The 1,400-nt window shown below is 31.8% G+C and carries 1 protein-coding gene; it reads right to left on the bottom strand.

Features of this window, described 5'->3' with window-relative positions; all coding sequences use genetic code 11:
* Positions 1-23: 23 nt before the first annotated feature.
* A complete protein-coding gene (locus tag AMDU4_RS12870) occupies positions 24-647 on the bottom strand; it encodes a carbohydrate ABC transporter permease (protein WP_021788370.1) in 624 nt (207 codons plus the stop codon).
* Positions 648-1,400 lie beyond the last annotated feature (753 nt).

Here is a 1,400-nt window from a genome sequence, read left to right as displayed (position 1 = left end):
ACTAACGCCCCTTATTAAAAGAGCTATTGCATAAAGGGTGCCAGATTTGGAAGTGTTATATAGATAAATCTTCTCAAAGGGCCAGCACCATCCACGCTGGCAGCCTCACTCATTGAAGGGGGTATACTGGAAAGCCCACCAAGCAATATTAGCGCTACCAACGGCGTATTCTTCCAAAAATCTGCAAACATCACAACTCCCATGGATGAATAAATATTGGAATACCAGTTAACATCTGGAATACCAAATGAATGTAAAGTTGAGTTTGCGAATCCTCCTATGGGACTGAAAATAAGCGCAAAAATAAAGGCGGAAACAACTGTGGCAACACCATATGGTATTATAAATACTGTAGAGAAAAATTTGTTCCCCTTTAAGGATTTAATTAAAATATTCGCTATAAGCATGGCGAAAAAGAGCTGAATTAATAAAGCACCGAAACTAACAATCACAGTATGAATAATCGAGTTAAGAAGACCGCCATGAACTATGGCAGTATAGTTTGATAAAGAATAAACCCCCTTTGATGACTTAAAACTAAAAAGTACTACGGATGCAGCAGGGAAAAAGGATAAAATTGCTACGTATGCTAAGGCCGGAAGAACGAAGAGTAGATATTTATAGTTTCTATATTTTTTAACATACATAAGGAATTATTTATTGAAATGTTATATTTAAACATTTTTATTATGACAATAATGTATTTATAAGCATTTCTGTCGATAATTTTTATTATTATTGAATATTTGGTTAGTTTATACATAAAACTTTGCTATTTTTAATTTAATTTCTGAATATTTGTGCAAATTGAGGGGAAAATACGAATATCATCCATTTTTTACTTTTTTCGTATTAATTTTAGTTTTTGCTTCGTATAATCTCTACTTTATATCCCGTGCTGTCATCATTACCCACTCACTGAAAAATTGAATGTCCCTACTTTATCTGCATGTGCCTGCTTTCTATTTTTAAAAATAAGAGTCGCCGGACTTTTATATGGGTAAAATTCACCGACATTCATAAATAATTTCTATTTCCAGAGATATTCAAGGCAATGACTTTATACAATGATGGTCAGGCAAGATTATTCAAAGTGATTTTAATAATATCAGGGTTATTTATATTTCATCTCTCTGGAACAACCCACACAAAAAGGCAAAGAACCAAAAATAATTGACAGATAAATATAGATGTACTATAAATATTAGAAGTGTAAAATTTAGAAGAGTTAATATACTTCGTGACTTTACATCATTTCAACTCCATGTTTTCCCGTAAGCTGTAATATTCAAGTTCTCCGGCTGTTTTAATGTAGATGCATATGCACTTTGAAACACCTGTATTAATTATTATGTGTATTTTGGGTATAATATTTCATATTATGAATGTAAACATTTATA

The sequence above is a fragment of the Ferroplasma sp. Type II genome, from assembly GCF_000496155.1.
This window is presented reverse-complemented; position numbering and strand designations above follow the sequence as displayed.

What these genes read in the sequence shown, in the direction of transcription:
- AMDU4_RS12870 (WP_021788370.1), bottom strand. Translation starts at nt 647, where the DNA reads ATGTATGTTAAAAAATATAGAAACTATAAATATCTACTCTTCGTTCTT.